We start from the raw sequence: 4474 nt of genomic DNA on the forward strand, positions 1-4474 counted from the left end.
GGCCTGGCGTACCCCCGCCCCCACCCCGGACGGCTAACCGTTCGGGCCCTCCTCCGTCTTCGGGGGGCCCATGATGATCTCGTCCACGCCGACGTCGTGGCCGTCCGTGCAGCGGACCTGCGCGGTGACCGCCTCGCCGCAGCCGGCGTGGGTGAGCATGACCTGGCGTCCCTCGTCGCCGGGCAGGTAGGTCTCGCCCCACTCCATGAGCCCGACGAGGGTGGGCGCGAGGTCCTGGCCCATCTTCGTCAGGTGGTACTCGTAGCGCGTGCGCTGCCCCGGCTCCTGGTAGGGCTCCCGGCTGAGCAGGCCGGCCTTGACGAGGTGGCGCAGGCGTGCGGTCACGGCCGACTCGGTCATGGCGAGGTTTTTGACGAAGTCGCCGAAACGGTTGGTCCCGAAGTACGCCTCGCTGAGCACCAGCACGGCCGACGGCGGGCCGAGCGCGGCGAGCGTCCTCGCGACCGGGCAGTTCTGCATCGACCAGGCGTCGCGGTCGGCGAAGTGCCCCTCAAGTGCGATTGTCACCCCTCCACTATAAACCTGCTGACTTGGCTTGACCAAAGTCAGCCCGCTCGCTAGCCTCCCTGACTATGGTGGAACAAAGTCAGGTACGCCCACGGCCGGTGCTCGCGGTGCTCTCCGTCGCCTCCTTCATGGCGGGCCTCGACCTGTTCATCGTCAACGTCGCCTTCGACGAGATCGGGCGCGACTTCACCGGCGGATCCATGGCGGACCTGTCCTGGGTCCTCAACGCCTACGCGATCGTCTTCGCCGCGCTGCTCGTCCCCCTCGGCCGCCTCGCCGACCGGTACGGACGCAAGCCCGTCCTCATCGCCGGGCTCGTCGTCTTCACCGCCGCGTCCCAGGCGTGCGCCATGGCGCCCGACCTGTGGTCGCTCGTCGGCTTCCGCGTCCTGCAGGCCGTCGGCGCCGCCGCGCTCATCCCCACCAGCCTCGGCCTGCTGCTGTCGGTGTACCCGGCCGCGCGCCGCGGCGGCGCGGTGCGGATCTGGTCGGCCTCCGCCGCGCTCGCCGCCGCGGCCGGGCCCGCCGTCGGCGGTGTCCTCGTGGACGTCTCCTGGCGCTGGGTCTTCGAGATCAACATCCCGATCGGGATCGCGGTGACGCTGCTCGCCCTGCGCTACGTCCCCGACTCCCGCGAGGGCGCCACGGCCCGCATCCCCGACCTGCCGGGAACCGCGGTCCTCACCCTCGCCGTCGCCACCCTCGCCCTCGGCCTCGTGAAGATCAACGACTGGCCGGGCGAGCAGACCACCGTCGTGGTCGGCGCCGCGCTGCTCGGCATCGCCTGGTTCTGGCTCCGCTCCCTGCGGCACCCCGCGCCGGTCATCGAGCCGTCCCTGCTCGCCGTGCGCACCTTCTCCTGGTCGAACGTCACCGTGCTGCTGTTCAGCGTCGCGTTCGCCGCCAACCTCCTGCTCGGCGTCCTCTGGATGCAGCAGGTCTGGGACTACTCGCCCGTCCGGACCGGGCTCGCCGTCGCGCCCGGCCCGCTGATGGTCCCGATCATGGCGATCGTCGCCGGCAAGATGGCCGCCGCCCGCGTCCCCGCCGGTCTGATCACCGCCGTCGGGTGCACGCTCTGCGCCTTCGGCGTCGTCCTGATCGCGATGAGCCTCGGCCCGGCACCGGCCTACACCACCGAGCTGCTGCCGGGCTGGCTCATCGGCGGCACCGGCGTCGGCCTCGCCCTCCCCACCATCCTCTCCGCCGCCGCCGTCGACCTGCCGCCGCACCGCTACGCCACCGGCAGCGCCGTCGTCAACATGAGCCGGCAGATCGGCACCGTCCTCGGCGTCAGCCTCGCCGTCGCCGCCCTCGGCGCCCCCGCCGGCTACGCCGAAGCCCACGACGCCTACGTCAACGCCTGGCTGATGGTCGCCGGGTTCATGGTGATCGCAGCGATCACCGCCCTTGGCATGAACCCGCGCCGCCCGCAGCCCTCCTCCCCCGTCCCCGACACAGAAACGGAAGTGGTCGCCCGCGCCTCATAACCGAAAGACCCGGGCCGCGGGCGAAGCCTTGACCCGGACCGCGAGGTTCGGTTCGTCCGCAGATCCCGAATCACAGCGGGCACCTTCATCCGGAGAAGGTGCCCGCTGTATTTATTTGTTTTTCTGGGGTTGGAGCGCCCTGGGGGCGCTCCAACCCCAGAAAAACGTGCGATCGCTGCATCGCTCCGTCTCGGCCTGGGGCCTCGCTGCGCGATCAGGTTTCTCGCAAGCTCGAAACCTGCCTTCGGACGCGATCGCGACGGTTTGGGTTGTCGCGGGGTTGCGGTGGTGGCTGATGCCGGCGTGTTCGTGGGTGCGGGTGGGTGCGTACGTGCTGGTCATTTCGCGTACGTGATCAGGTCGCCTGGTTGGCAGTCCAACTCTCTGCATAGGGCGCTCAGGGTGGTGAAGCGGATCGCTTTTGCTCTGCCGTTCTTGAGGATCGAGAGGTTCACCGGGGTTACGCCTACTCTTTCGGCCAGGTCGGCGAGGGTAATGCCTCGTTCGGCCAGGAGGCGGTCCAGGTGCACCTCGATCTGGTGCGGTTCCTCGGGAGGCATCAGACCAGGCCCTCGGTGTCGGCGCGCAGGCGGGTGCCGTAGCCGAACGCGCCCGCCAGGGCGGCGGCGAGGAAGGCCAGGAGGACGGTGATCCCGGACAGCCGGTAGCTGATCTCCACCGCCTGTTCCAGGGGGGTGCCGGAGACGAGGACGGTTGTCGCGATCACGTCGAACGCCGGGACGAGGGTGGCGGTCGCCAGGAGGATGACGGCGATCCCGTAGAGGCGGCGCGTGTTGCGGCGGTCGAAGATCTCCTGGTCGGCGCGGAACGTCGTGATGATCTGCATGATGAGGGTCAGGACCGCGAGGATCAGGATGCCCTGGACGATCTCGGGGCCGACGAGGAGTACGCGGTCCAGGAGGCCGGGGTCGCGGACGGTGAGTTCGGCCTGGTGGGTTCCCTGGAGGGACATCCCGTCCGCGGACGGGGCGGTCACCTGGGCGCGGGTGTCCAGGTGGACCTCGCGGGTGTCCGTCGGGGGGATCAGGCCGGTCACGCCCAGGAGCGGGAAGAGGATGCTCAGGCCGACTGCCAGGAGGGCGAGGCCGATGATCATTTCCAGGGTGTGGCGGTCGAGTGTCCTCCACCAGGAGGTGGCTTTCATGGGTCGCTCCCCGGGTAGCGGCATATCGTTCTTCGATAGTATCGAAAAACGATATGCCGTCGTCAAGGGGGCCGACGGTTCCGGGCGCTCGACATTAGGTACTTACCTCCATAAGTCCGGCGATCTACTGTTACGCCGTGATGAGGTTCGGTGGGGTGGCGCGGGCACTGGCCGCGGTCGTGCTGGCCGGTGGGCTGGCCGGGGCCTGCGGGGAGCGCGGGCAGGAATCGCTGCTGGACAAGTCCACGCTGGTGGTGGGGGTCCGGCCGGACCTGCCGGGGCTCGGGCAGCGGCTGCCGGACGGGCGGTTCGAGGGCTTCGACGTCGACGTGGCGCGCTACGTGGCGGGCCGGCTCGGCAAGAAGGCGACGTTCGTCCAGGCGCTGGCGGCCGACCGCATCCCGCTGCTGACCTCCGGCCGTGCCGACCTGGTGCTCGCGACGCTGTCGGTCACGCCGGAGCGCAAGACGAAGATCGCGTTCGCCGGGCCCTACTACGTCTCCTACCAGGACGTGCTCGTGCCGTCGGGCGAGCGCGGGATCGACGAGGTCCGCGACCTGAAGGGACGCCGGTTCTGTTCCGTGGAGGGCGCGAACACCGCGGGGCGGCTGCTGGCGATCCACGGGATGACCGCCGATCTCGTCCCGGCCAGGGACTACGACGAGTGCATGACCAGGATCAAGGCGGGCGAGGTCGACGCGATCACCACGAACGATGTGATCCTGGCCGGTCTGATCCGGCGGGAGGGCGGCGGATTCCGGCTGGTCAACGCCCGGATCGGCGAGCAGAACACCGGGATCGGGCTGCGCCGCAACGACCCCGACGGGTGCGAGGCGCTGAACCGGGCCATCACCCGGATGTACCAGGACGGGACGGCCGCGAAGCTGGTGACCAAGTGGTTCGGCGGCACCCCCGGCCTCGACCTGTCCATCATCGAGATCCCCCAGTTCGAGGGCTGCGACTAGCCGGTGGCGCGTTCCAGAATGTGGTGCAGCTCGTCGGCGCGGTCGCCGTCGATCGCGCCCTCCCGCGCACGTGTGGCGATCTTGTGTTGCAGGTGGGCGACGTCCGCGCGGCGGCTTTCGAGTGCGTCCCGGGGGCGGTCCAGGATGTTCTCGATCACGTTGTTGAGGTCGAGGCCCACGTCGTCGCGGACGTCGCCCGTCTCGACACCCTCGTTCACGGCGAAGCGGAGCCGGAGCAGCGCCTCGTGCAGGCCGGGCTCAGGCGACTCCGGGGTCCGGGAAGGCGTGCCCTCGGGAGCGGGCGGGGGAGCGGAAGTGGCCGGGGG

The 4474-nt window shown here is 70.1% G+C and carries 6 protein-coding genes; 2 read left to right on the top strand and 4 right to left on the bottom strand.

Translation table 11 applies throughout. The annotated features are described in order from the left end of the window. Window positions 1-33: 33 nt before the first annotated feature. On the bottom strand, window positions 34-528 hold the full coding sequence (locus E1289_RS36550) for a helix-turn-helix domain-containing protein (RefSeq protein WP_207929400.1): 495 nt from the start codon (window positions 526-528) through the stop codon (window positions 34-36). A 65-nt stretch (window positions 529-593) separates the two neighbouring features. Here E1289_RS36550 and E1289_RS36555 point away from each other — a divergent pair, with 65 nt between their 5' ends. After that, window positions 594-2018, top strand: a complete 1425-nt coding sequence (locus E1289_RS36555) for an MFS transporter (RefSeq protein WP_131988593.1) — start codon at window positions 594-596, stop codon at window positions 2016-2018. A 338-nt stretch (window positions 2019-2356) separates the two neighbouring features. Here E1289_RS36555 and E1289_RS36560 read toward each other — a convergent pair whose 3' ends face one another. Beyond that, window positions 2357-2578, bottom strand: a complete 222-nt coding sequence (locus tag E1289_RS36560) for a helix-turn-helix transcriptional regulator (RefSeq protein WP_131988595.1) — start codon at window positions 2576-2578, stop codon at window positions 2357-2359. After that, window positions 2578-3183: a DUF2975 domain-containing protein gene (locus E1289_RS36565; protein WP_131988597.1), complete on the bottom strand. Its 606-nt coding sequence runs from the start codon at window positions 3181-3183 to the stop codon at window positions 2578-2580. Before E1289_RS36565 ends, E1289_RS36560 begins: the two co-directional genes overlap by 1 nt. 140 nt (window positions 3184-3323) lie before the next feature. Between E1289_RS36565 and E1289_RS36570 the strand changes: the two genes are divergently transcribed. Then, window positions 3324-4148 (top strand): glutamate ABC transporter substrate-binding protein, encoded by an 825-nt coding sequence (locus E1289_RS36570; RefSeq protein WP_131988602.1) that lies wholly within the window; start codon window positions 3324-3326, stop codon window positions 4146-4148. Here E1289_RS36570 and E1289_RS38715 read toward each other — a convergent pair. After that, the coding region (locus E1289_RS38715; protein ID WP_207929401.1) for a hypothetical protein at window positions 4145-4474 on the bottom strand (330 nt) is incomplete at its 5' end. The two genes, E1289_RS36570 and E1289_RS38715, sit on opposite strands and share 4 nt — an antisense overlap.

Origin of the sequence: Actinomadura sp. 6K520, assembly GCF_004349245.1 — a bacterium.
Taxonomy (GTDB): domain Bacteria; phylum Actinomycetota; class Actinomycetes; order Streptosporangiales; family Streptosporangiaceae; genus Spirillospora.

Coding starts and splice junctions, on each gene's coding strand:
- E1289_RS36555 (WP_131988593.1), top strand. CDS start 594: ATGGTGGAACAAAGTCAGGTACGCCCACGGCCGGTGCTCGCGGTGCTC.
- E1289_RS36560 (WP_131988595.1), bottom strand. CDS start 2,578: ATGCCTCCCGAGGAACCGCACCAGATCGAGGTGCACCTGGACCGCCTC.
- E1289_RS36565 (WP_131988597.1), bottom strand. CDS start 3,183: ATGAAAGCCACCTCCTGGTGGAGGACACTCGACCGCCACACCCTGGAA.
- E1289_RS36570 (WP_131988602.1), top strand. CDS start 3,324: ATGAGGTTCGGTGGGGTGGCGCGGGCACTGGCCGCGGTCGTGCTGGCC.